This is a genomic window from Methylobacterium segetis (assembly GCF_004348265.1).
GTDB classification, from domain to species: Bacteria; Pseudomonadota; Alphaproteobacteria; order Rhizobiales; family Beijerinckiaceae; genus Methylobacterium; species Methylobacterium segetis.
Genome location: NZ_SMNT01000010.1, coordinates 49705 through 74156 on the forward strand (window position 1 = coordinate 49705; position 24452 = coordinate 74156).

General features: G+C 71.0%; 22 protein-coding genes and 1 pseudogene. 8 read left to right on the forward strand and 15 right to left on the reverse strand.

The features are described 5' to 3' along the window. Positions 1-4: 4 nt before the first annotated feature. From fabF to fabD, 4 genes are all read right to left on the reverse strand, one after another. On the reverse strand, positions 5-1264 hold the full coding sequence (gene fabF, locus E1J50_RS04415) for a beta-ketoacyl-ACP synthase II (RefSeq protein WP_132250808.1): 1260 nt from the start codon (positions 1262-1264) through the stop codon (positions 5-7). Between the two features lie 78 nt (positions 1265-1342). Continuing rightward, a complete protein-coding gene (locus E1J50_RS04420; protein WP_018044468.1) occupies positions 1343-1579 on the reverse strand; it encodes an acyl carrier protein in 237 nt (78 codons plus the stop codon). A 274-nt stretch (positions 1580-1853) separates the two neighbouring features. Beyond that, positions 1854-2594, reverse strand: a complete 741-nt coding sequence (gene fabG / locus E1J50_RS04425; RefSeq protein ID WP_132250810.1) for a 3-oxoacyl-[acyl-carrier-protein] reductase — start codon at positions 2592-2594, stop codon at positions 1854-1856. A 30-nt stretch (positions 2595-2624) separates the two neighbouring features. Beyond that, on the reverse strand, positions 2625-3575 hold the full coding sequence (fabD, locus tag E1J50_RS04430) for an ACP S-malonyltransferase (protein WP_132250812.1): 951 nt from the start codon (positions 3573-3575) through the stop codon (positions 2625-2627). A 192-nt stretch (positions 3576-3767) separates the two neighbouring features. Between fabD and rpoZ the strand changes: the two genes are divergently transcribed. The 4 genes from rpoZ to E1J50_RS04450 all read left to right on the forward strand — a co-directional run bounded on the left by rpoZ (position 3768) and on the right by E1J50_RS04450 (position 8356). Next, a complete protein-coding gene (gene rpoZ, locus E1J50_RS04435; protein ID WP_109890881.1) occupies positions 3768-4181 on the forward strand; it encodes a DNA-directed RNA polymerase subunit omega in 414 nt (137 codons plus the stop codon). Between the two features lie 203 nt (positions 4182-4384). Continuing rightward, positions 4385-6625 (forward strand): RelA/SpoT family protein, encoded by a 2241-nt coding sequence (locus tag E1J50_RS04440; protein ID WP_132250814.1) that lies wholly within the window; start codon positions 4385-4387, stop codon positions 6623-6625. 76 nt (positions 6626-6701) lie between these two features. Then, a complete protein-coding gene (pyrE, locus tag E1J50_RS04445; RefSeq protein ID WP_132250816.1) occupies positions 6702-7292 on the forward strand; it encodes an orotate phosphoribosyltransferase in 591 nt (196 codons plus the stop codon). Positions 7293-7687: 395 nt separating this feature from the next. Further along, positions 7688-8356: a LabA-like NYN domain-containing protein gene (locus E1J50_RS04450; RefSeq protein ID WP_132250858.1), complete on the forward strand. Its 669-nt coding sequence runs from the start codon at positions 7688-7690 to the stop codon at positions 8354-8356. Here E1J50_RS04450 and E1J50_RS04455 read toward each other — a convergent pair. The 3 genes from E1J50_RS04455 to dapA form a co-directional block, all read right to left on the reverse strand. Then, positions 8353-8922, reverse strand: a complete 570-nt coding sequence (locus E1J50_RS04455; RefSeq protein ID WP_132250818.1) for a peroxiredoxin — start codon at positions 8920-8922, stop codon at positions 8353-8355. The genes E1J50_RS04450 and E1J50_RS04455 overlap by 4 nt on opposite strands. Positions 8923-9095: 173 nt before the next feature. After that, entirely contained in the window at positions 9096-9569 is a 474-nt protein-coding gene (smpB, locus tag E1J50_RS04460) for an SsrA-binding protein SmpB (protein ID WP_132250820.1), read from the reverse strand. A gap of 81 nt (positions 9570-9650) precedes the next feature. Next, entirely contained in the window at positions 9651-10547 is an 897-nt protein-coding gene (dapA, locus tag E1J50_RS04465; RefSeq protein ID WP_132250822.1) for a 4-hydroxy-tetrahydrodipicolinate synthase, read from the reverse strand. Positions 10548-10732: 185 nt separating this feature from the next. Between dapA and E1J50_RS04470 the strand changes: the two genes are divergently transcribed. Further along, positions 10733-13036 (forward strand): lytic transglycosylase domain-containing protein, encoded by a 2304-nt coding sequence (locus tag E1J50_RS04470; RefSeq protein ID WP_132250824.1) that lies wholly within the window; start codon positions 10733-10735, stop codon positions 13034-13036. A gap of 48 nt (positions 13037-13084) precedes the next feature. Here E1J50_RS04470 and E1J50_RS04475 read toward each other — a convergent pair whose 3' ends face one another. The 7 genes from E1J50_RS04475 to E1J50_RS04505 form a co-directional block, all read right to left on the reverse strand. Beyond that, positions 13085-13372, reverse strand: coding sequence for a hypothetical protein (locus E1J50_RS04475; RefSeq protein ID WP_132250826.1), 288 nt, complete (start codon positions 13370-13372; stop codon positions 13085-13087). 14 nt (positions 13373-13386) lie between these two features. Next, entirely contained in the window at positions 13387-15402 is a 2016-nt protein-coding gene (locus tag E1J50_RS04480) for a hypothetical protein (protein WP_207919148.1), read from the reverse strand. A 153-nt stretch (positions 15403-15555) separates the two neighbouring features. Beyond that, entirely contained in the window at positions 15556-17214 is a 1659-nt protein-coding gene (locus E1J50_RS04485; RefSeq protein ID WP_132250828.1) for a porin, read from the reverse strand. 427 nt (positions 17215-17641) lie between these two features. Then, a complete protein-coding gene (locus tag E1J50_RS04490; RefSeq protein WP_132250830.1) occupies positions 17642-19459 on the reverse strand; it encodes an ABC-F family ATP-binding cassette domain-containing protein in 1818 nt (605 codons plus the stop codon). Positions 19460-19510: 51 nt separating this feature from the next. Next, complete coding sequence (locus tag E1J50_RS04495) at positions 19511-19729, reverse strand: hypothetical protein (protein WP_132250832.1); 219 nt, start codon at positions 19727-19729, stop codon at positions 19511-19513. A gap of 84 nt (positions 19730-19813) precedes the next feature. Continuing rightward, positions 19814-20128, reverse strand: coding sequence for a polyhydroxyalkanoic acid system family protein (locus E1J50_RS04500; protein WP_132250834.1), 315 nt, complete (start codon positions 20126-20128; stop codon positions 19814-19816). A gap of 80 nt (positions 20129-20208) precedes the next feature. Then, the gene (locus tag E1J50_RS04505) at positions 20209-20562 is read right to left on the reverse strand and encodes a septal ring lytic transglycosylase RlpA family protein (RefSeq protein ID WP_132250836.1); all 354 of its coding nucleotides are present in this window, start codon (positions 20560-20562) and stop codon (positions 20209-20211) included. A gap of 674 nt (positions 20563-21236) precedes the next feature. Between E1J50_RS04505 and E1J50_RS04510 the strand changes: the two genes are divergently transcribed. Together E1J50_RS04510 and E1J50_RS04515 are read left to right on the forward strand one after the other, a co-directional pair. Next, positions 21237-22418: a site-specific DNA-methyltransferase gene (locus E1J50_RS04510; protein ID WP_132250839.1), complete on the forward strand. Its 1182-nt coding sequence runs from the start codon at positions 21237-21239 to the stop codon at positions 22416-22418. Between the two features lie 67 nt (positions 22419-22485). Then, the gene (locus E1J50_RS04515) at positions 22486-22938 is read left to right on the forward strand and encodes a hypothetical protein (protein ID WP_245516428.1); all 453 of its coding nucleotides are present in this window, start codon (positions 22486-22488) and stop codon (positions 22936-22938) included. Positions 22939-22963: 25 nt separating this feature from the next. Here the strand turns inward: E1J50_RS04515 and E1J50_RS04520 are convergent, their stop codons facing one another. Further along, positions 22964-23863: an MBL fold metallo-hydrolase gene (locus E1J50_RS04520; protein WP_132250842.1), complete on the reverse strand. Its 900-nt coding sequence runs from the start codon at positions 23861-23863 to the stop codon at positions 22964-22966. Positions 23864-24052: 189 nt separating this feature from the next. Between E1J50_RS04520 and E1J50_RS04525 the strand changes: the two are divergent. After that, positions 24053-24452 (forward strand): annotated as a pseudogene (locus E1J50_RS04525) (APC family permease); the annotation flags it as partial.

Consider the following 24452-nt stretch of genomic DNA (forward strand, 5'->3'; position numbering starts at 1 on the left):
GTGATTAAACCCGCCGCATCACCAGCGACGCATTCGTCCCGCCGAACCCGAACGAGTTCGACAGAACCACGTCCACCCGCTTGCGCTTCGCCTCGTGCGGCACGAGGTCGATCTCGGTCTGGACGCTCGGGTTGTCGAGATTGAGGGTCGGCGGCAGCACGCCGTCGCGGATGGCGAGGACCGAGAAGATCGCTTCCACCGAGCCCGCCGCACCCAGGAGGTGCCCGATGGCCGATTTCGTGGAGGACATCGAGGCCTTGGCGGCGGCGGGGCCGAGGAGGCGCTCGACGGCCTTCAGCTCCAATTCGTCGCCCATCGGCGTCGAGGTGCCGTGGGCGTTGATGTAGTCGATCTCGCTCGGGTCGATGCCGGCGCGCTTCACGGCGGCCGTCATGCAGCGGAAGGCCCCGTCGCCGTCCGGCGAGGGCGAGGTGATGTGGTAGGCGTCGCCCGAGAGGCCGTAGCCGACGATCTCGGCGTAGAGCTTCGCGCCGCGGGCCTTGGCGTGCTCGTACTCCTCCAGCACGAGGATGCCGGCGCCCTCGCCCATGACGAAGCCGTCGCGGTCCTTGTCGTAGGGGCGGGAGGCGCGGGTCGGCTCCTCGTTGAAGCCGGTGGAGAGCGCCCGGCAGGCGGCGAAGCCCGCGAGCGAGAGGCGGTTCACGGGTGATTCGGCCCCGCCCGCCACCATGACGTCGGCGTCGCCCAGGGCGATCAGGCGGGCGGCGTCGCCCACCGCGTGCGCGCCCGTCGAGCAGGCGGTGACGACGGCGTGGTTCGGGCCCTTGAGCCCGTGCGCGATCGAGACCTGGCCGGAGGCGAGGTTGATGATGCGGCCGGGGATGAAGAAGGGCGAGACCCGCCGCGGCCCCTTCTCGTGGAGCGTGATCGAGGCGTCGTAGATGCCGCCGATGCCGCCGATGCCGGAGCCGATCAGCACGCCCGTGGCGTACTGATCGTCATCCGTCTTGGGGTGCCACCCGGCATCGTTGAGCGCCTCGTCCGCCGCCGCCATGGCGTAGACGATGAAGGGGTCGACCTTGCGCTGCTCCTTCACCTCCATCACCCGGTCGGGGTTGAAGGTGCCGTCGGTGCCGTCGCCGAACGGGATCGAGCAGGCGATCTTGCAGGCGAGGTCGTCCGTGGCGAAGGCCGTGACCTTCGCCGCCCCGCTGTCGCCCGCGATCAGGCGGCTCCAGGTGTGCTCCACTCCGCTGCCCAGCGGCGTGACCATGCCCAGACCCGTAACGACAACCCGACGCATCGCGCTATCCCGAACCGTTCCGTTCCCTATGAACGGCGGGCGGGGCGTTTCGGCCCCGGCCGCGCCGCTCGAAATATCTTACGCGGAGTTCTTCTCGAGGAACTTCACCGCGTCGCCGACCGTCTGGATGGTCTCCGCGGCGTCGTCCGGGATCTCGACGTTGAACTCCTCCTCGAACGCCATCACGAGCTCGACGGTGTCGAGGCTGTCGGCGCCGAGATCGTCGATGAAGTTCGCGCCCTCGACCACCTTCTCGGGCTCGACGCCCAGGTGCTCGACGACGATCTTCTTCACGCGCTCAGCGATATCGCTCATTGTTGGTCCTCGTGTGTCCATCGTGATGGTGAAGGCGCCGTGGCCGCTCTCCCGTTGCCGGGCGTTTCGCTCAAGCGGCCGGTGTCCGATCGCGTGTCGTCTTGGACTTGCAACCCGCTGAACCGTCAACCCCCCTTGCACGGCTGCCGGGGTGTTAACACAGGGTTCCCGCGCTGGCGAGAGCCGGTTCACGAACCGTTCATCCCTGTGGTTTTCCGAACGTTTTCCTCGGGTTGTACCGGGGCCGGAGGATGCGCCGGGGGAGCCCCGCCGGTCAGAGCATGGCCATGCCGCCGTTCACGTGCAGCGTGTGGCCGGTGACGTAGGCCGCCTCGTCCGAGGCGAGGTAGACGGTGGCCGCCGCGACCTCCGCGCCACTGCCGAGCCGGCCCATCGGCACGCGGGTCAGGATGCCCTCGCGCTGCTTGTCATTGAGCTCGTCGGTCATCGGCGAGGCGATGAAGCCGGGCGCGATGCAATTGACGGTGATATTGCGGGAGGCGACCTCGGCGGCGAGCGCCTTGGTGAGGCCGACGAGGCCGGCTTTCGCCGCCGCGTAATTGCCCTGGCCCGGGTTGCCGGTGGAGCCCACCACCGAGCCGATATTCACGATGCGGCCGGAGCGGCGGCGCATCATGCCCTTCACGGCCGCGCGCGAGAGGCGGAAGGCGGCGGTGAGGTTGACCGCGAGCACCTGCTCCCACTCCTCGTCCTTCATGCGCAGGAACAGGTTGTCCCGCGTGATGCCGGCATTGTTGACGAGGATGTCGAGCCCGCCGAGCGCCGATTCGGCCGCCGGCACCAGCGCCTCGACGGCCTGCGCGTCCGCGAGGTTGCAGGGGGTGACGTGGACCCGCTCATGGCCGAGCTCGCCCGCCAGCGCCTCCAGCGCCTCCTGGCGGGTGCCCGACAACGCCACGGAGGCGCCCTGCGCGTGCAGCGCCCGGGCGATGGCCCCGCCGAGGCCGCCGGTGGCGCCGGTGACGAGGGCCTTGCGGCCGGTGAGATCGAACATGGGATTACGTCCCTCGCGTGTGGCGGATGGTCAGAGCGTGGGCAAGGCCGCGACGTCGTCCGGCGTCCCGACGGGGCTGGCCGCGGCGCCCGGCACGATGCGCTTGACGAGGCCGGTCAGCACCTTGCCGGAACCCAGCTCGTAGAACGTGTCGACGCCTGCCCCGGCCATGGCGGCGACGCATTCGCGCCAGCGCACCGTGCCCGTCACCTGCTCGACGAGCGCGGCGCGGATCGCCTCCGGATCGGTCACGGGCGCGGCGCGGACATTCGCGTAGACGGGAATGATCGGGGCGGCGACGCGGACCGCGCCCAGGGCCTCGCGCATCGCGTCGGCCGCCGGGCCCATCAGGCTGCAATGGAAGGGGGCGGAGACGTTGAGGAGCACGGACCGCTTGATGCCGCGCCCCTGGGCGATGGACACGGCCCGCTCCACCGCCGCCTTGTGGCCGGAGAGCACGACCTGACCGGCGCCGTTGTCGTTCGCCACGTCGCAGACCCCGCCCCCTGCGGCCTCCTCTGCGGCCTCCGCCGCGATCTCGCGGGCAGCCTCCAACTCGGCGCCGATCAGCGCCGCCATGGCGCCCTCGCCCGGCGCCACCGCCCGCTGCATCGCCTCGCCGCGGATGCGCAGGAGCTTGGCCGCATCCGCCACCGAGAAGGTCCCGGCGGCGGCCAGCGCCGAGTACTCGCCCAGCGAATGGCCGGCCACGCTCGCGATGTCCCGGGAAAGGTCGAGGCCGCGCTCGGCCTCCAGCACGCGCAGCACCGCGAGGCTCGCCGCCATCAGGGCGGGCTGGGCGTTCGCCGTCAGCGTCAGCTCCTCGACCGGCCCCTCGAACATGATCCGGGACAGGTTCTGCGAGAGCGCGGCATCGACCTCGGCGAACACGTCCCTGGCGGCCGGGTGCGCCTCGGCGAGCGCCTTGCCCATGCCGACCGCCTGGCTGCCCTGACCGGGGAAGATGAGTGCTCGCGTCATGGAGAGCCGCCCTTCGTCGCTCTGAAGGCTTGAGAAAGCGCGGCGCAGTCGCATCGCAAGCCCTCGGGTGTCAACAATGCAGCGCACAAATCGCCGCCACCGTTCAGCTTGTTGCATGGCGCCAACCGGTGTAAGACGCGCGATCATCTCCGAAAATCCTCGCGTCTTAAGTCCAGGAAGGAGCCGCCGCCCATGGCTCGCGTCACCGTTGAAGACTGCATCGACAAGGTCGAGAACCGCTTCGAGCTGGTCCTGCTGGCCAGCCACCGCGCCCGTCTGCTCGCCGCCGGCGCGCCGCTCACCGTCGACCGCGACCGCGACAAGAACCCCGTCGTGGCGCTCCGCGAGATCGGCGACGAGACCATCACGGCGGACGACCTCAAGGAGCAGCTGATCCACTCGATGCAGAAATACGTCGAGGTGGACGAGCCGGAGGCCGAGACCGTGCCGCTGCTCTCCTCCTCGCCCGCCGCCGCGGCGGTGGCCCCGCAGGCCGCCTCCAGCGACGACAGCGCGGTGCAGTTCGACCGGATGAGCGAGGAGGACCTCCTGCGCGGCCTGGAGAACCTCGCCCCGCCGGTGGAGACCGACGACGAGGGCGACTGAGCCGGAACGGACAGGCTCCCTGTCTCGAAACCCGGCCGCGAGGCCGGGTTTTCTCGTTTCCGGCCGAATTCGGCGCCTCTGCGACGCCGAGGGTCTGGCGCGCGCCTGTGCGATGCGGGAGACTTGCCGCCCGATCGCGCGGGACAGCGACCGCCGCGGTCTCGCGGCGCGGCATTGCAAGCAGGGGAAGGGTCCGTCGGCGGATGATGCGCCAGTATGAACTCGTGGAGCGGGTGAAACGCTACAACCCCGCCGCGAACGAGGCCCTGCTCAACCGCGCCTACGTCTACGCCATGCGGGCCCACGGCACGCAGAAGCGCGCCTCCGGCGACCCGTTCTTCGCCCATCCCCTCGAGGTCGCGGCGATCCTCACGGATCTGCGCCTCGACGATGCGACGATCGTCGCCGCGGTGCTGCACGACACGGTGGAGGACACCGCCGCCACCCTCGACGAGATCCGCGAGCTGTTCAGCCCCGAGATCGGCGCCCTCGTCGACGGGCTGACCAAGCTGAAGCGGCTCGATCTCGTCTCGAAGCGGGCCGCCCAGGGCGAGAACTTCCGCAAGCTTCTGCTGGCCGTGGCGGCGGACGTGCGCGTGCTCCTCGTCAAGCTCGCCGACCGCCTGCACAACATGCGCACCCTCCACCACATGCCGCCCGAGAAGCGGATCCGCATCGGCGAGGAGACGCTCGACATCTACGCGCCGCTCGCCGGCCGCATGGGCATGCAGGAACTGCGCGACGAGCTCGAGGACCTCGCCTTCCGCAATCTCAAGCCCGAGATCTACGCCACCATCACGCAGCGCCTCACCGATCTCTCGGCGAAGTCCGAGCGGCTCGTGGAGAGCATCGAGCAGGACCTGACGGCCAAGCTCGGCGCCCGCGGCATCACCGCGGAGGTGTCGGGGCGCCAGAAGCGGCCCTACTCGATCTGGTCGAAGATGGAGCGCAAGTCGGTCGCCTTCGAGCAGCTCTCCGACATCTTCGGCTTCCGCGTCGTGGTCGACACGGTGGCCGATTGCTACGGCGCGCTCGGCGTCGTCCACACGAGCTGGCCGATGGTCCCGGGCCGCTACAAGGACTACATCTCGACCCCGAAGCAGAACGATTACCGCTCGATCCACACCACGGTGATCGGGCCGAAGAGCCAGCGCGTCGAATTGCAGATCCGCACCGCGGAGATGGACGAGATCGCCGAGTACGGCATCGCGGCGCACGCCCATTACAAGGAGGCGAACCGGGCCGGCGACGGCTCGATCCACCCGAAGCTCGCCACGGAGAGCGGCGCCTACCAGTGGCTGCGCCGCACGATCGAGCTGCTCGCCGAGGGCGACAGCCCGGAGGAGTTCCTGGAGCACACCAAGCTCGAACTGTTCCAGGACCAGGTCTTCTGCTTCACGCCCAAGGGCCGGCTCATCGCCCTGCCGCGGGGCGCGACGCCGATCGACTTCGCCTACGCGGTCCACACGGATGTCGGCAATACGGCGGTCGGCGCCAAGATCAACGGCCGGATGGCGCCGCTCCTGCACGAGCTCGCCAACGGCGACGAGGTCGAGATCGCCCGTTCCGACGGGCAGACGCCGCCCGCTGCCTGGGAATCCCTCGTCGTCACCGGCAAGGCCCGCGCCGCGATCCGGCGGGCGACGCGCTCGGCCGTGCGCCGCCAATATGCCGGCCTCGGCCGCCAGATCCTCGACCGCGCCTTCGAGCGGGCGGGCAAGAGCTTCTCCGAGGACAAGCTGCGGGGTGCCCTCCCCCGCCTCGCCCGCGGCTCGACGGAGGACGTGTTCGCGGCGGTCGGGCGCGGCGAGATGTTCTCGGGCGACGTCGTGAAGGCGGTCTATCCCGACTACAAGGACGAGCGGCGCGCCGGCGGCGCCTCCGTGCAGCAGCCGCCCGCGAACGGGGCCGGCCGCCTCACCCGCTCGAAGGACCAGACGATGCGGCTCACCTTTCCCGGCGGGAACGGCGCCGCGGAGGACGGGCAATCGGACGCGATCCCGATCCGGGGGCTGGACGGCGACCTGCCCGTCAGCTTCGCCCCGAACGGCGGCGCCGTGCCGGGCGACCGCATCGTCGGCATCCTCACCCCCGGCATCGGCGTCACGATCTACCCGATCCAGTCGGCGGCGCTCGCCGCCTTCGACAACGAGCCCGACCGCTGGCTCGACGTGCGCTGGGACGTGGAGGCCGGATCGAGCGAGCGCTTCCCGGCGCGCATCGCCCTGCAATCGATCAACGAGCCCGGTACCCTGGCGCAGATCGCGCAGGTGATCGCCGACCACGACGGCAACATCGACAACGTCTCGATGAAGCGGCGCACGCAGGACTTCACCGAGATCGTGATCGATCTCTCGGTCTGGGACCTGCAGCACCTCAACGCGATCGTCGCGGAACTGCGCGGCAAGCGCGCGGTCAGCCGGGTCGACCGGGTCAACGGCTGAGGGCCGCTCCGCTTGCCTCGCCGTTTCGCCGCTGCCACAAGCGGCCCGTGATCCCCCGCCGCGGAGCCGCGACCCCATGAAGCCGGAGCAGGTGCTCGAAGAATTCCGGAATGCCGGAGCCCTGCTGGAGGGGCATTTCGTCCTCAGCTCCGGCCTGCATTCGGGCGTGTTCCTGCAGAAGATGGCGATCTTCTCCGAGCCGCCGCGGACCGAGCGCCTGTGCCGGGCGCTCGCCGAGGCCATCCGCGCGCGCTTCGGCGCGATCGACATCGTGGTCTCGCCCGCGATCGGCGGCATCGTGCCCGGCTACGAGACGGCGCGCCATCTCGGCGCCCGAGCGATCTTCGTCGAGCGCGAGCCGGGCGGCCCCTTCCAGCTCCGGCGCGGCTTCGCGATTCCGAAAGGGACCCGGGCCGTCATCGTCGAGGACATCGTGACGACCGGCCTGTCGGCACGCGAATGCCTCGCCTCGCTCCGGGACCAGGAGGGCGAGATCGTCGGCGCGGCCTGCCTGATCGACCGCTCGGGCGGGCGCGGCGCGATCGGCGTGCCGCTGCTCTCCCTCGTGACCCTCGACATCCCGGCCTATCCGGCCGACGCGCTGCCGCCGGACCTCGCTGCCATCCCGGCGGTGAAGCCGGGCAGCCGCGCCATACCGCTCGCCTGACGCCTCTGTCCGAGGCTCCCTTTGCGCCCGCCTCCGGCTGGGAGCGAGCGCGCGCAGGTAACCTCAGGTTTCGGGCGCGCAAATGCCCGCATCCGCTCCCGGCACCTGCACATGACATTGTCATGGGCGCGGCTTGACACGCGCGAATCCGGCTTCCAAAGCTCTTTGCAGGTTCACCAAGCAAGTCGGCCGAGAAACGAACGCCTTTTTACTCGAAAAGCTTGGCGCACAATCTTTGTCGCAATCGTTTTTCAAGACTTCAGTCGGTAACATTCCACTCAGCCATTCATCTCCCGGGCGTCAGGCACCCATCTGAAACGGCCGCGCATTGCCGAAGCCCAGAGCCATTAAATCCCTTCGATCGATCCATTTTTTCAGAACAGGCGAACCGCGCCATGAGCACACAACAACGAAGCGCCCTTTTCATCGACGGCGCCAATCTTTACGCGACAACGAAATCACTCGGCTTCGACATCGACTACAAGCGTTTGCTGAAGGAATTCCAGAGCCGGGACAATCTGATCCGGGCTTTCTACTACACGGCCATGATCGAGGATCAGGAATATTCCTCCATTCGCCCGCTGATCGACTGGCTGGACTACAACGGCTACCGCGTCGTCACGAAACCCGTGAAAGAATTCACGGATTCGATGGGCCGTCGCAAGATCAAGGGCAACATGGACATCGAGCTCGCGATCGATGCCCTGGAGCTCGCCCCCTATATCGAGCACATGATCCTGTTCTCGGGCGACGGCGATTTCCGCTCGCTCGTCGAGGCGATGCAGCGCCGCGGCGTCCGGGTGACGGTGGTCTCGACCATCCAGACGCAGCCCGCGATGATCGCGGACGACCTGCGCCGGCAGGCCGACGAGTTCGTCGACCTCGTCCACCTGATGCCCAAGGTCGGGCGCGATCCGGGTGAGCGGAATACGCGGCCCGCCGGCGAGAATGGGCGCCCGTCCCGCGACTTCGCCGATCGGGCGCCGCCGCGCAGCAATCCGGGCCTCGAGAGCCGCTACGGTATCCGCCAGGGGCCGGCGCCCGACGAATCCGGCGAGGTCTAGGCGTCCGGCGCACGCAGCCAAGCGAGGACGTCGTCGGCGCTGCGATCCGGCGGGAAGACCGGGTAGAACACCTTCGTCACCACGCCCTCGTCGACGATCATCGTCAGGCGCCGCAGGAGGGTCTGTCCGGCCGCGACGAAGGTCGGCAGGCCGAGCGCCTTGGTGAAGGCGAGATGCGGGTCGGCCAGCAGCGTGAAGGGCAGGTGCAGCCGCTCCGCCGCCTCGCGCTGGTAGGCGCTCGTCTGCGTCGAGAGCCCGTGCAGGTGGGCGACGCCGAGGGCGCGCAACGCCGCGTGATGATCGCGGAAGCTGCAGGTCTGCGGGGTGCAGCCGCGCGCGCCCGGAATCAGGTCCCAATCGGGAACGAGGTTCGGGCGCCCCGGCTCGCCGGTGCGCGGATAGGCGTAGACGACGCTGCGCCCGGCGAGAGCGGAGAGCGTGACGCGCCCGCCATCGGTCGCCTCGAGCGACACGTTCGGCAGCCGCCGACCGACGAGATGGGCCGCCGCCCCGTCATCCTCCGGCACCGGCAGGTCCGGGGGCAGGCTGAGAAAGTCCGGTTCCATGAGAGAGCCTCCGCGCGGGCGTTCATCCTAGCCGCCGGAGCCGCGGGCGGCGAGGAGAGCGCGACGCACACCCTCTCCCGTTCGGGAGAGGGCTGGGGTGAGGGATGCGACCTCTCCCGTTTGGGAGAGGTGGGCGGCTCGGGATCCGTCCGCGCTCGCTCCCAGCCCGCCTCTCAGCCCCGGTCGCGCAGGAGGCGGGCCCGGTCGCGCTCCCAGTCGCGCTGCTTGGCGGTCTCGCGCTTGTCGTGGAGTTGCTTGCCCTTGCCGAGGCCGAGCTCGACCTTCGCCCGGCCGCGCTCGTTGAAGTAGATCTTCAGCGGGACCACCGTGAAACCCTGCCGCTGGGTGGCGCCGATCAGCTTGTCGATCTGCCGGCGATGCAGGAGGAGGCGCCGCGGCCGCTTCGTGTCGTGGTTGAAGCGGTTCGCCTCGAGGTATTCGGGAATGTAGGCGTTGAACAGCATCAGGTCGTTGCCGGACGGTCCGGCATAGGCCTCCCCGATCGTCGCCTTGCCGTTGCGCAGGGACTTCACCTCCGTGCCGGTCAGCGAGATGCCGGCCTCGAGGGTCTCCATGATGGCGTAGTGAAAGCGCGCCGCGCGGTTGTCCGCGACGACGCGGCGGGACGGATCGGGTTTCGGGGCCATCGCGCTTTCGTCTCACGCCGGCCGCCAAGGTGCGGCCGGGCCGGTCCATATGGGGTTCGCGCCCGCGCGCGGCGAGGCCGATCAGCCCTCGAGCAACCCGGCGTGGCGCAGGGCGGCATCGACGATGGCGCGGGTGCCGGCGCTCACCGGCAGCAGCGGCAGGCGGACGTCCTCGCGCATGTGTCCGAGGCGGGCGAGAGCGTACTTCACCGGGGACGGGTTGGTCTCGAGGAAGAGGCTCGTGTGCAGCGGCAGCAAAAGGTCCTGGATGCGCAGGGCCTTCGCGTAGTCTCCGCCGAGCGTCGCTTCCTGCAGATCGGCGCAGAGACGCGGGGCCACGTTCGAGACGACGGAGATGCAGCCGCGGCCTCCGTGCGCATTGAACCCCAAAGCCGTCGCATCTTCGCCAGAAAGCTGGATGAAATCTTCACCCATGGCTTGGCGTTGCAGGCTGACACGGTCGAGCTTGGCCGTGGCGTCCTTCACGCCGGCGATGTTCTTCAGCTCGAACAGGCGCGTCATCGTCTCGACGCTCATGTCGACCACCGACCGGCCGGGGATGTTGTAGATGATGATCGGGATGCCGACCGCGTCGTTGACGGCCTTGAAGTGGGCGTACAGCCCGTCCTGCGTCGGCTTGTTGTAGTAGGGCGTGACGATGAGCACCGCGTCCGCCCCGGCCCGCTCCGCATGACGCGCCCGCTCGACGGCCTCCGCGGTCGAGTTCGAGCCGGCGCCGGCCACCACCGGCACCCGGCCGGCGGCCTCGTCGATGCACACCTCGACGACGCGGTCGTGCTCGGCATGGCTGAGCGTCGGCGTCTCGCCGGTGGTGCCGACCGGCACGAGACCGTGGGTGCCCTGCGCGATCTGCCAGCTGACGAAGGCGCGGAAGGCCGCCTCGTCGAAGGCGCCCTCGCGGAACGGGGTCGCAAGCGCGGTCATCGAGCCGCGAAGGCGCGGGTGTGTCTCGGTCATCCTGGCGTTCCCAGCCGTCGGTCTGCTCTCTCGCCGGATGCCCGGCCGCTCCCCGCGAGGAGCGGCGCAGACATAGGGCTTCCCTACCGCGCGCGCAAACCATCTGCGGACGCAGCTAATGACTTCTTAACGGAGGAGGGGCGAGCCTGGGACATGCGCCCTCCCGTCGGGGACTGATCCGAGCCATGGCGACACTCTCCCGGCCCCCGCTGGCGGCCCTCGCCCTCACGTTGATGGCGGGCGCGACCCTGGCCGGCGTCGCCCTCGCCGCGACGCTGCCCGCGGCGCAGCAGGCGCCGGCCAGCGAGCCGGCCTCGCAGCCGACGCCGCCCGCGAGCGACGCGACGGCGCCCTCCGCCCAGGTCTCCGACGCGAAGCCGGCCGACCCGGTCGCGGCGGACGCCCTCCGGGTCGAGACGGGCACCGAGGAATCGCCGCCGGCGAAGGCCGTGCCGCCTGCGGCCACCTCCTACGCCTCCGCCGATCCGGAGGCGCCGATCGCCTTCCCGCTCCCCGATGCCGGGATGACGCCGGCCGCGCCCGTGCCGGAACTGCCCGATCCGGCCCGCGCCGCCCGCAGCGGCGAGACCGACGTGACGCAGCTGCGCCAGGCGATCGACCTCTACCGCAAGGGCAAGGTCTCGGAGGGCGACCGCCTGCGCGACGGCTTCGCCGACCCCGCCGCCCGCGCCCTCCTCGAATGGGTGGCGATCCGCGCCGGCGCCGGGATCGGCTTCGAGCGCGTCACGGCCTTCCAGCGGACCAACCCGGACTGGCCGGCCGGCCCGCTCCTGCGCCGCCGGGCCGAGGAGGCGCTGCTCGCCGAGCGGAAGAGCCCCGCCACGGTACGCGCCTTCTTCGCGACCTCGAAGCCGTCGAGCGCCCCGGGCCGTTTCGCCCTCGCCCTCGCCTTCAGGGCGGAGGGGCTGAACGAGGATGCCGCCACGCTCGTCCGCGAGCTGTGGCGCGAGGACACGTTCGGGCGCACCCTCGAAGCCAAGGTGCTCGACGCGTTTCCCGGCGTGCTCGGCCGGGCGGACCACCGCTACCGCATGGAGCGCGCGCTCCTGAAGGAGGATTGGGAGACGGCCGGCCGCGCGGCGGCCCAGGCGGGCGGCTCCTACGCGACGCTGGTGCGGGCGCGCCGGGCGGTCGAGGACAAGAGTTCGGGCGCGCTCGCCGCGCTCAACGCCGTGCCGCCGAGCCTGCGCAGCGATTCGTCCTACATCCTGTCCCGCGCGCAGTATCACCGCCGGGCGGACCGGACGGGGGAGGCGGCGACGCTGCTCGCCGCCGCGCCCACGAACCCCGACGTCCTCGCCGACGGGGACGAGTGGTGGGTCGAGCGCCGGATCGTCGCCCGCAAGCTGATGGATCTCGGCGACGCCCGGACCGCCTACGCGGTGGCGAGCGGCCACAGCGCGCGCACCGTCGAGAAGCGGATCGAGGCCGAGTTCCACGCTGGCTGGATCGCCCTGCGCTTCCGGGGCGACGCGGTCGCCGCGAGCCTGCATTTCCGGCGCGCCGCCGATATCGCCGAGACCCCGATCTCGGTGGCGCGGGCCGCCTACTGGCAGGGCCGGGCCGCGGAGGTGCTCGACCAGCCCGCCGACGCCAAGGCCTATTACGAGCGGGCGGCCCTTCAGCCGATCGCCTATTACGGGCAGCTCGCCCGGGCGAAGCTCGGCCAGACCAGCCTGCCCCTGCGCAGCCCCGCCCCCCTCGACGCGGCCGCCCGCGCGGCCTTCGACCAGCGCCTCTGCGTGCGCGCCCTGCGCCTCCTCGGCGAGGCCTCGCTCAAGGAACTCGCGCTGCCGCTCTACATCGACGCGGCGCAGAAACTCACCGACCCGAGCGAGTTGCAGGCGCTCGGCGACCTCGCGACCGAGTTCAAGGATGCCCGCGCCCTCGTCGCCATCGGCAAGCTCGCGGTGCAGCGCGGCCTGCCGCTCGATGCCCACGCCTACCCGACGATCGGCATCCCGGCCTTCGAGGCCTTCTCCGCCGTGCCCCTGGTCGAGCGGGCGATGGTCTACGCGATCGCCCGCCAGGAGAGCCAGTTCGATCCGCGGGCGCAATCGGGCGTCGGCGCCCGCGGCCTCATGCAGATGATGCCGGCCACCGCCCAGCGCACGGCCAAGCGCGTGAGCACAAGCTACGACCAGGACCGGCTCACGAGCGACCCCGCCTACAATGCCCGCCTCGGCCAAGCCCATCTCGGCGAGCTGATGGAGGATTGGCGCGGCTCCTACATCCTCGCCTTCGCCTCCTACAACGCGGGCGGCGGCAACGTGAAGAAGTGGATCGACGCCTACGGCGACCCCCGCAAGGGGCAGGTCGACGCGATCGACTGGGTCGAGCGCATCCCCTTCACGGAGACCCGCAACTACGTTCAGCGGGTGATGGAGAACCTGCAGGTCTACCGGAACCGCCTCGATGGCAAGAGCGCGCTCCTGATCGAGGGCGACCTGCAGCGCGGCGCGCGCTGAGGGGCTGACGAGCGCCGGTCCGGGCCGGCCTCGGGGGATGATCGCGATCTACGCGCCGGCGGCCGGCTCGTGATCGCTGCGCGCACCGCGCGCGAGGGCTCCGAGGGCGCAGCCGCCGAGATAGGTCCAGAGCATCAGCGCCGCGCTCTCCGTCCAGAAGCCCGCCTCCCCGGGCACCAGCCCGGCCATGGCGACCGCGCCGAGGAGCGAGGCGGCGGTGAGGAGCCCGAGCCCGGCCGCGGCGCCGCGCGGCCAGCCGCCGAGCCAGCCGGCGCAGAGGCCGAGGGCGAGGCCGGCGGCGAGACCGGGCCAGAGGCTTCCGAGAAGCAGGGTCACCGAATCCATCCCACTCACCCCCGCAGCGTGAAGACGATGGCCTGCGCGCCGGCCTCGGGCGCGCCGGCGGCCGCGCCGACCTGATCGGCCGCGGCACCCGCCTGGAGGAGGTAATCCACGATCGCCTGCGCGCGCAGGCGGGCGATGTCCGGTTCCGACTCGGCAACGGGAGCCTCGGCGGGCTTGGCGCCCTTGGCGGCCTTGGCGTTCTTGTCGGCGGCGGCCTTGCCCGCCTTCGCATCCTTGCCGGGGGCGGCCTCCTTGATGTGGGCAGTATCCTTGCCCTTGGCGGCATCCTTGCCGGGCGCGCTGCGTCCTGCGGCTTCCTTCGCCGCGTCCTTGTCGATCGAGGCCGTCGTCTGGACGGCGCCCGCGTCGGCGGACGGCGTCTCGCGCCGGCTGCCCGGCGGGTCGAGATGCCCGGCGACCTCGAACCGGAGATCGGGGCAGAGCTTGGCCAGGGCGGCGATGGCGTCGAGCACCGGATAGAAATCCGCGGCGAAGGCGCTGCTCCCGGGCGCGAAATGCAGCGGATGGGCGCGCGTCTCGGCGGCGAGGTCGCGCCGGCAGGCATCGATCTCGCGCCGCTCCGGAGCACCCGGCGTGCTGACCGAGGCGGTGGCCCGCCACGCGGCCGGAAGCGCCGCCGGGAAACTCGTGCGCAGGCGGCGGCCGCTCTCCGGATAGAGGCTCGTCCCGGTGAGGGCGATGTCCCGGTCGGCAACGGCGAGCTCGCCGCTCGCGAGGAGCGCGAGTTGCGGGATCGCGGTCTCCAGGGCAGCGACGAGATTGGGGGGCGCGCCCTCCGCGAGCCGCGTGCGATCGACGATGCGCTCGCGGATGAACCGGGGGCGGATCGCGGCGAGAACGCGCTCGCGCGCGGCGGCGTCCGGGAGGTGCCCGGCGAGCGTGAGGCCGTCGCCGTCCCGCCGGAGGGTCACCCGGTAGGGCGAGAGCGGCGCGGCGCGCAGGTCCAGGCTGCCCGGCGCGACACCCTGCGGGCGGCGCTCGCGCAGCAGGACCCCGATCTCGGCCACCGCCTGCCCGTCCACGGCGCTGCCGGCGGCGGAGAGGCGAGCCCCGTCGAAGGTCACGCTGCCCTCGCGCAGCAACCCGGCAGCTTGGAGGGTGAAGCGCGTCAGGGCCTCCGGATCGATGCCCTCGCCGAGTCCCCGCGCCGTGCGCGTGCGATCCTCGACGGAGGCGCCCTCGGCGACCTCCTGGGCCGCCTTGCGCAGGAGCGTGCGGGCCGTCTCGGAGACCACGTTGCCCGTCAGCGTCAGGCCGCCATCCGCCCGCCGCTCGACGCCGAAGCGGAACTCGGCGACGCGGGGCGGCCGGATCTCGACACGGCCGGCACTGTAGCCGGCGGGCAGGTTCGCGAGGTCCGCGCGCAGGGTTTCGTAGCTGTCCGGCCCCGCCGCCTCACCTTCGAGGCCGAGCGTCGTGTCGCGCACCGTCGCGACGCCGCCGGGTGCCAGGGCCTGGAGCCGCGCCAGGGCGAAGGCCGCCACGGACGGGAAATCGGGAGGGCCGCCGCGAACGGCGCGCGCCTCGTCGGCCAGGGCGACGGAGGCCGGCAGTTCCGCCCTCAGCCGCGCGTCGAGGGCGGTGCGGCCGATCTCGGCCGGCCGGCTGCCGGACAGGTCGATCCGGTCCTCGCGGGTCCGGGTTGCGGTCCAGACGAAGGGCGAGACTTCCTCGACGAGCCCGATGGCGGACAGGACCCGCCGCGGGGCCCCCGCACCGGCGAGGCGCAGCAGGAGCCGCTCGCGCGAGGCCGCATCCGGAGCGTCGCCCTTCACGACGAGGTCCCGCCCCTGCCCCGTCAGGCGAAACCACGTCTCCCCGCTCGCGTCCACCGCATCCTGCTGGCCCGAGGACGCCGCCCGCGCGGATGCCTCGACCGCGCGCTCGACCTCGGGCTGCGCGTGGAGAGTGGCCGCGACCCAGACCAGGCCGAGGAGGGGCAGGCCGAGCAGCCAGCCGTGGCGCCGGCGGGCCGTGGGAGAGGGAAGAAGGGAGACCACGATGCGTCCGATGATGAGCCTCGGCGTCGGTCGAGTGGACGCTGCCTTCACGGCAGCTTGAAGGCCATCCCCGCAATCCTGCGGTCGGTCAACGAAAAATCCCCGGCCTCTCGGCCGGGGTTCTGAAGCGCGGGGCTCGCCCGATGCGGCGACTTAGAAGTCGCGCTGCACGCGGAAGCGGGCCTGGAAGGTGTCTTCCTTGGTGACGCTGTAGAGGGCGCCCGCCACGCCGTTGGCCGCGGTGGTGCGGTCGGCGTTGGCGACACGGCCGTTCAGCGTGCCGACGCGGATGTACTGGGCCTCGGCGCCGATATCGAGATCCTTCACCGGCGACCAGATCAGGCTGGCGCCCGCGACGACCTGATAGGTGTCGCGCAGGACCGGGCTGAGGCCGAAGCCGAGGGTGCCCGGAGCCGAGGTGATCAGGTTGGTCGTGGTGTAGGTGGTCGCGCCGTTGGTGAGCGTGCCGGCGGCGGTTCCGATGTTGGCCAGGGCCGCACGGACGCCGGACGGGAAGCGCATCTCGCCGTAGCTGCCGAAGAAGGCCGACCGCCACTCGGGCGCCCAGTAGTGGAGGTAGGAGCCGACCACCGTGAAGCTGTTCGACAGCTCGATGCGGCCGGTGTTCGGGTTCACGACGGCGTCGGCCAGCCACTGGTTGAACGGGTTGCCGCCGTAAACCGAGGTCTGGTTGATGTAGGTGCCGGTGAAGGCGGTGTAGCCCGTGTAGATCGAGGCACCCTCGCCGTAGGCACCTTGCAGGTAGAGGGCGTCGCCGGGGGCGATGAAGGGCGCGTTGACCTTCACGCCACCCTGGACGGCCCAGCCGTAGGCGGTCTGAGCGCCGGCGAAGGCGTTGGTCGCGATGCGGGCTCCGGCCGCGCCGCCGACGAAGGTCGAGTTCGCGAGCGGGCCGCCGACGTTCACGTCCTTGACGGCAGCCGAGAGCTGGGCCGAACCCCAGGCCGCATCGTAGCGGAGCGCGCCGACGAAGTCGGGCATGCGCGAGCGCTCGACGGCGTCGATCTGGGTGACGCCGGTGACCACGCCCGCGGCGTTGCGCGAGATGATGATCGGGGTCGGAGCGGTCGTGCCCTGGAAGAAGGCGGCCGCCGTACCGGCGCCGGCCGCGGGACCCGCGGCCTGCGAGTAGAGCGGGTTCTTCCGGAACATCGGATCTTCCATCGAGATCGTCGCCGAGAAGCCCTCGCCGAACTTCGCCGTGTAGGCGAGGAGGTTCGTGGAGGGGACGTCGGAGCCGAGCGTCGAGGCGATGATCTCGAAGTCGTGGGCGTAGAAGTCGAAGAACGACGAGGCGCGGCCGGCGGTCAGGCCGGCGAATTGCACGAAGGCCTTGTCGGCGACGACGAATTCCTGGACGCGGCCGAACGTGTCCTGGCCGAAGGCCGGGAAGGCGTTGGCGATGCGCTGCTGCGTGCCGGAGGACATCTTGCTCTGGCCGGTGCGGCTCGCGATCTCGGCGCGGACGAAGGCGCGCAGCGTGCCGTAGCCCGTCTGGGTGCGCGCATCGAGGTTGAGGCGCAGCAGGCCGCGGTTCTGGAGGGCGTCGCCGGCGCCGGCGATCTGACGGCTACCGTCCGTCATGTAGCCGACCTCGTACCGGGCGCGGCCCGAGATACGCAGGCAGGTCTCGGTGCCCGGGATGTAGAAGAAGCCGGCTCCGTAGGCAGAGCAGACGCGGACGTACTCGACAGGAACGGCCTTCTTGACGGGAAGGTCCGCGGCCTGAGCCCCTGCGACGACGGTCAGCCCCGCCGCCGACCCCAGAAGAAGGCTCTTCACGAGCTTCATAGTGAAACCTCCAAAAGCTTCGAGACCCTCGGGACCGGACGTTATGTCGGCACCGGCTTCCGTTGTGCGCCGGCTTGTCCGTTCGTCCTTTTACCCCGTGGAGGTCTGGCCCTCCCCGCACGGGCATCGGCCGAACCTTGGGCGGGACTTCATCCCTGCCTTGGCCGTACCATGAGGGAGGGGCCGGCCCGCGGCAACATGGATCAGCGCCTTCAAACCCGCGTGAGGAGGCTTTGCAGGGCGCTGTTGCAGGCCGGCAACGAATCCGTCGTCGAACCCGAGACTTTCCGCTCGCCCGGCGCGAGAAATCGGCGATCGAGAGCCGACTTCACAAGATCGGAGAAGGTATCGCGCGTAGGTTGAACGTCCGGCAGAAGGTTAATCTCGGCTGCATCAGGCTTTCGATTCGACCTCGACTCGGGAGGCGTCAGGCGCCGGCCGCCTCGCGCAGCATCTCGAGGGTCAGCCAGCGCTCCTCGGCGGCAGCGAGCTCGGTCTCTGCGTCGACGAGCGTCGCCGACGCCTTCTCGAATCGGCCGGGGTCGCGGGCGTAGAGGTTGGGGTCGGCCAGGATCTCGCGGAGCTTGGCGATGGCCGATTCGAGCTTCTCGATCCGCGCCGGCAGGGTCTTCAGCTCGTGCTGCTCCTTGAAGCCGAGCTTCGTCCGGGCGGGGCTCCCGGGCGAAGGATCCTGCGCGGCGGCCCGCTCGCGCGGGGGCGCCTTCTGCTTGGCCGCCTCGCGGGCCTGCACGCCGGCGCCGCGCTGGGACACCATGTCCGAGTAGCCGCCCGCATACTCGATCCAGCGCCCCTCCCCCTCGCTCACCAGCACGCTCCCGACGACGCGGTCGAGGAAGTCGCGGTCGTGGCTCACGAGGATCAGGGTGCCCGCGTACTCGCCGAGCATCTCCTGCAGGAGGTCCAGGGTCTCGAGGTCGAGGTCGTTGGTCGGCTCGTCGAGGACGAGGAGGTTCGAGGGCTGGGCCAGCGCCTTGGCGATGAGGAGCCGGTTGCGCTCGCCGCCGGAGAGCACGCTCACGGGCGTGCGCGTCTGCTCGGGCGTGAACAGGAAGTCCTTCAGGTAGCCGATGACGTGCCGGTTCTGGCCCCCGACCGAGACCGTGTCCCCGCGCCCGCCCGTCAGCACCTCGGTGACGGTCTGGCCCGGCTCCAGCACGGCGCGCGCCTGGTCGAGCAGCATCATCCGGAGATTCGTGCCGAGCTGCACGGCGCCCGAATCGGGTTCCAGCTTGCCCGTCAGCAGGTTCACGAGGGTGGTCTTGCCCGCCCCGTTCGCGCCCACGATGCCGAGGCGGTCGCCCCGGGCGATGCGCAGCGACAGGCCGTCGACGATGCGCCGGGCGCCGTAGGATTTTCCGACGCCGCGCGCCTCGACGACGATGGTGCCGGAGGCCTCGGCCTCCGTCGAATTCATGGTCACGGTGCCGACCGGGCGCCGGTCCTCCCGGCGCTGCCGGCGCAGATCGTGCAGGTTTCCGAGGCGCCGGACGTTGCGCTTGCGCCGCGCGGTGACGCCGTAGCGCAGCCAATCCTCCTCGGCCGCGATCTTCCGGTCGAGCTTGTGCCGGTCCCGCTCCTCCTCCTCGAAGAAGGCGTCCCGCCACGCCTCGAAGCCGGAGAAGCCCTGCTCGATCCGGCGCGTGACGCCGCGGTCGAGCCAGATCGTGGAGCGGGACAGGGCCGAGAGGAAGCGCCGGTCGTGGCTGATCAGGACGAGGGCGGAGCGCGTGGTCTTCAATTCGGACTCGAGCCACTCGATCGCGGGTAGGTCGAGGTGGTTCGTGGGCTCGTCGAGGAGAAGCACGTCCGGCTCGGGCGCGAGCGCCTGGGCGAGCGCGGCGCGCCGCCCCTCGCCGCCGGAGAGCCGGCGCGGGTCCTCGGCCCCGGTGAGACCGAGATTCTCCAGGAGATAGCGGGCGCGGTGCGGGTCGTCGCCCGGCGCGAGGCCGGCCTCGGCGAAGGCGAGCACCGTCTCGAAGCCGGAGAAGTCGGGCTCCTGCGCGAGGTAGCGGATTGTCGTCCCCGGCTGCACGAAGCGCGCGCCACGGTCGGATTCCAGGAGGCCGGCGGCGATGCGCAGCAGCGTCGACTTGCCGGAGCCGTTGCGGCCGACGAGGCAGGCGCGCTCGCCCGGCGCGATCGCGATCTCGGCGCGCTCGATCAGCGGGGTGCCGCCGAAGGTGAGCGCGACGTCCTGAAGGGTGAGGAGCGGGGGTGCGGCCATCGCGGGCTTATGACAGTGCGCGCGGCCGCGAACAATCGAGGGGCGCGCGCCTCACGCCGTCGGGTTGGCCGGGCCCGTCGGAGCGGGGTCGGGCGTGATCTGCGGGGATTCGCCCGGATCGTTGATCGGGATCTCGGCCGGGCGCCCGCCCGGAGATTCCTGCGGTGTCTCGCCCGGGATCTCGGGGCCGGGACCGGGCGTCGGGGTCTGAGGCGGCTCGTAGGGGGTCTCCGGGATCGGAGCCTCGGGGATCGGGCCGGGATTCGACATGCGCGACGGTCCTCTGGGTGCGGAGGGGATCTCGTCGCCAACGGCGCCCGGGTGAGGCAGTTCCTCTGGAGCGGCGCGCGTCTCCTACTTCTTCGTGAGGAGGAGATTGCCCTCCTTGCCGACCGACTTGCGGATCTTCTCGGCGAAGAGGGCGAGCAGGAGCGGCAGCCGAACCTCGACGCGCACGCTGTCCTGGCCGACATCGATCTGCCCGTCGACGCTCTGCGTCAGCGCCGAGAGGGCGAAATCGAGCCGATCGCCGGTCCAGGCGAGATTGCCGATGGTGACGCCGCTCTTGGCGAGCAGCGCCCGCCCCTGCTCCACGCCCGTCTCGATGCGGCGCCGGGCCTCGTCCCGCCCGAGGTCGTGCGGGATGTCGACGATGAGGGGCTTGGCCATGTGTGCGTGTCGTCCTCGTTGGGATGTCTCGCACAGATGGGGCCGGCCGGCGCGTCGGACAACGCCGGCCGGAGCGCGGTTCAGTCGAGGACCTGGAGCGAGACGTAGGTCGTTCCGCCCATGCCGAGCGCCCGGGCCGAGCCGCGGGACAGGTCGATGATGCGCCCGTGCACGAAGGGACCCCGGTCGTTGATGCGGACCACGACCGAGCGCCCCGTGCGCGAATCGGCGACCCGGACGCGGGTGCCGAAGGGCAGGCTGCGGTGGGCGGCGGTCAACCCGTTCGGGTTGAAGCGCTCGCCATTCGCGGTCCGGCTGCCGCTGCCGTACCAGGAGGCCGCACCCGACTGGGCCGAGGCGGCGTTCAGGGTGGCAACGGAGAGAACGGCTCCGAGGATGGCGGCGGCGGTCCAACGAACGGGCTTCGTGTGCATCCCGCATTCCCTTGTTGTTGATGATGGCCGCGGAAAATGAACCGGATCTCGGCCAAAATGAGACGCGATTTCGGGACGGCGTTCAGGGGAGATTCAGGCTATATCTCCCGCGAAAAATCGCCTCGCCGCCGGAAAGCATCGGGCAAGATCTGACATCTTTGCCACCATTTCGGAAAATTCCCGAAATACATCGGTGTGCAGACGCCGCAAGAAGTGCGAAAGTCGATCGAAAACCGGTGCTCATCGCCCGAGATCTGCACGCAGCGAAACCCTGCCTCCCGCTCGGAGCGGGAACAAAATCCGGCATCGGCCGCAACGCTTGGCCTGCACCCTTGGCCAGCACGCTCATCCGGCGCGGCCGCCACTCGCGATGGCGTGGCCCGAAATGTCGCTGGGATCCGGGATCAGGCCGCTGTCTGTCCGACCGGTCGGAGCACGTCAGCGCAACGGAAAGCACCCATCCGCGCAATCGAAGAACAGGCGTGAACAGGCAGCGATTTTCGCATGCGAGAGCAAGGCTTACCGCAGTGCGGCGTCGGATTGTTCGAGATGATGCGCGGGACTGGGCAAAATCTGCAGCCCCAAATCGAGACGCATTCTCCTCGACTCGGCAACCCGACCTTTACCCTACCCGCAGCATGGTGCCCCGGTCAGTCGCGTAACCGGTGTTTGCCATGGCTTCCCCGCGTACCGTGGTCGCCGGCGCCGCCGCCCGGAAACAAGTTTCGCGTACCGGGCGGCTCGCGTCGGCGCCACGGATGGGTCTCGTACCCGCCGTCCAGCGTCTTCCCCTCGACGATATCCTGATCGGAGACTGCGTCGCCGCGATGAACAGCCTGCCGGCTGCCTCCGTCGACTGCGTGTTCGCCGACCCGCCCTACAATCTCCAGCTCGGAGAGGGCTCGCTCCTGCGTCCGGACCAGAGCCGCGTCGACGCCGTCGACGACGACTGGGACAAGTTCGCAAGCCTATCGCAATACGATTCCTTCACCCGCGAGTGGCTCGCCGCCTGCCGCCGGGTGATGAAGCCCAACGCCACGCTCTGGGTGATCGGCTCCTACCACAACATCTTCCGCGTCGGCAGCGTGCTGCAGGATCTTGGTTTCTGGATCCTCAACGACATCGTCTGGCGCAAGGCCAACCCGATGCCGAACTTCCGCGGCAAGCGCTTCACGAACGCCCACGAGACCCTGATCTGGGCCTCGCGCGATCCGAGCGCGAAATACACCTTCCATTACGAGGCGCTGAAGGGGGGCAACGAGGACCTCCAGATGCGCTCGGACTGGTTCATCCCCCTCTGCACGGGGGAGGAGCGGCTGAAGGACGCCGCCGGCCAGAAGGTCCACCCGACGCAGAAGCCGGAGGCGCTTCTCGCCCGCACCCTGCTCTCGGCGACGAATCCCGGCGACGTGGTGCTCGATCCGTTCTTCGGCACGGGGACGACCGGCGCCGTCGCCAAGCGTCTCGGGCGCCGGGTCATCGGCATCGAGCGCGAGACCGTCTATGCCGACGCCGCGCGCCGCCGGATCGCCGCCGTCGAGCCCCTCTCCCAGGCGACGCTCGCCCTCGCGCCCGCCAAGCGCGCCGAGCCGCGCGTCCCCTTCCTCAGCGTCGTCGAGGCGGGCCATGTCCGCCCGGGCGAGACGCTCACCGACGCGCGCGGACGCTTCAAGGCCTTGGTGCGGCCGGACGGCACCCTGATGGCGGGTCCCGTCAGCGGCTCGATCCACAAGATCGGCGCCCTCGTCCAGGGCCTGCCGGCCTGCAACGGGTGGGATTTCTGGCACGCGGAGCGGAACGGGCGGCGGGTCGTGATCGACACCTACCGCGCCGAGATGCGCTCCCGGATGGGCTGAGGCCCGCCCCGGGAATCGACCGCCCCGCCTCCCTGCTCCCCGATTCTTGAGCCCGACGATGACGCCCATGCTCGGACCGGCGCTCGTGATGGCTCTCGCCCTCGCGGCCGCCACCCCGTCGCGCGCGGGCGACCTGCCGGCGCCCGTCGAAGCGGCGATCCGGGAGCAGCGCCAAGCCTGCGCGCCGGAAAAAGCCGAGATCCGTCCCGGCTTCATCGCGAGGAAGGACGTCAACGGCGACGGGATCGAGGATGTCATCCTCGATTACGGCGCCTTCGCCTGCGGCGGCGACGCGACCTATTTCTGCGGCAGCGCGGGCTGCACGATGCAGGTCTTCGCCTCCACGAAGGGCGGCTACGCGAAGGTCCTGGACGAGAACGTGCGGAGCCTGGACTTCAAACACGTGAAGGGCCGCCCCGCGATGCTGCTCGGCCTGCACGGCAATGCCTGCGGGAAGGCCGGCATCGAGCCCTGCGGCACGACCCTGTACTGGACCGGCACGCGGCACCCGTCCCGCTGAGGGCGACCGGACGGGCGAGGCTCTCTCAGGGCTCGCGATAGGCCGATCCGTCCTCCGCGCGCGCCGGGGTCTCGACGTAGCGGCCCTGCTTCGGCACCGCCACCGCCTCGAAGGTCTGGGCCAGCGCGGCGAGCGCGCGGCGCATCTCGGGCCCTGCGAGCGGCCGGCCGTGGCCGGTGACGACCCGCTCCGGCTCGAGCCTCGCGAGCGCCTCGACGGAGCGGTGCGCCGCCGCCCAATCGGTCGTGAGGTACATCGGCGGCCCGTGGATCTCGGGCCGCTGCGTGGCGACGGCGTAGGCCGATTCCTGCGCCGTCGTGACGAAGGCGTCGCCGGCGATCAGGCTGCGGTCTTCCTCCCGCCAGAACGAGACGTGGCCGGGCGTGTGGCCGGGCGTGTGCAGCCAGCGCCAGCCCGGCATCGGGGGCACGCTGCCATCCTCCGGAAGGAGGCGTAAGTGCCCCGAGACGTCGACCGGGCGCGTCGGATAGAGGGGGGAGATCCGCGCCATCAGGCCGCCGCCCACGCTCGGGTCCGGCGGCGGGTAGGCGGCGCTCCCGTCGAGATAGGGCCGCTCCAGGGCGTGGGCGTAGACCGGCGCGTCCCATTCCGCCGCGAGGTCCTCCAGCACGCCGACATGGTCGAAATGGCCGTGCGTCATCACGATCGCCTTGGGGCGGGCGCCCGCCCCGAACCGCGCCGCGGCCGCCTCCGTGATGGCGCCCTTCGAGCCGGGCACGCCCGCATCGACCAAGACCCAGCCGCGATCGCCCGCGCCGGACGGGCCGACGAAGACGACGTTCGCGATCACGAGGCGGCGGTAGGCGAGATCGTCCGCGATCGCGTGGGTCTCGTCGCCGCGCGCGGCGTCGGCGCGGGGATCGTCGGCGCGGCTGTCGGGCGTGATCGGGATCTGCTGGGCCATGACCTGTCTGCTCCCGGCGGCCGAGGATGCGCACGGCGTCCACACGTGGGGATCACACGTGGGGATCGCTCGGCCAACCCCGGCTCCGGCGCCACTGTTCCGGGCCCGCGACCGTTCGGGGCCGCGACGCCCGGCCCGGCGCGGATCCGGGGCGGTCGCATTCGGCGCCCCATTTGCGATGATCGCCGGATGACGCCCCCGCGACGCCCCCTCACCGCCTTCGAGGCCTTCGTCCTCTCCCTCGCGATCATCGCACCGACGCTCGCCATGGCCTTCAACGTGCCGCTGGCGGCGCAGGCGGCGGGCCGGGCCGCGCCCCTCGCCTTCCTGATCGGCGGCGGGGCGATGGCGCTGATCGGCCTCTCCTTCGTCGCCTTCAGCCGGCGCATCGCGACGGCCGGCTCCGCCTTCGCCTATGTCGAGGCCGTGTTCGGGCGCCGCCTCGGCTTCCTGGCGGGATGGGGCCTGCTCCTCGCCTATGGTGCCTTCCTCGCCTCGGCGACCGGCCTCGTCGGCGGCTTCCTCGCCGTGGCGCTGGAGCATCTCGGGCTCGGCCTGCCCGGCCTCTGGCAGGGTATCGCGGCGGCGG